Source organism: Microtetraspora sp. AC03309 (assembly GCF_020826795.1).
Lineage (GTDB): Bacteria > Actinomycetota > Actinomycetes > Streptosporangiales > Streptosporangiaceae > Microtetraspora > Microtetraspora glauca.
In genome coordinates, this window is sequence record NZ_JADDIL010000506.1 from 1 (window position 1) to 456 (window position 456).

At 63.6% G+C, this 456-nt stretch carries 1 protein-coding gene; it reads right to left on the reverse strand.

Annotated features, from left to right (window positions below):
* Positions 1–216 (reverse strand): YceI family protein (locus IMZ11_RS44090; protein ID WP_228649711.1); only part of this gene is annotated, 216 nt, incomplete at its 3' end.
* Positions 217–456 lie beyond the last annotated feature (240 nt).

A 456-nucleotide genomic window follows, 5' to 3' on the forward strand; every position in this document is an offset into this window, starting at 1 on the left:
GCGCTGCTCGTTGCGGGTGTCGATGGAGTTGACGTCGATGGTGGCGCTTACCGACGGCGTGCCGTCCTCGGCGACTGTGATCGCGCCACTGAACGTCTCAAAGCTGCCGCGGACCTTGCTCACCATGAGGTGGCGGACGGAAAAGTTGATCGACGAGTGCACGGGGTCGATGGCCCAGGTGCCTGCGGTCAGGTCGGTGGCTACTGCGACGGTCATGGTGTCTCCTTGGCTTCTTGGGCCGGTCGGTCCGGCACCTTCACCAAAGACTAACCGGACCGTAGTCCGATTCAATTCCCGGTTTCGCAGATTTTTTCCGCCTTTCCTGGCCGAGGGTGCGTGTCTGCTGCCCGGCGCGCCGCAAGATCCCCGCAGTTCAGGCACGCTCGTACAGGCATGAGGGGGCCAACTGCGGGCTATCGGAAGTACGCGTCACCTGCGCCGATGCTCGTGGAGTCC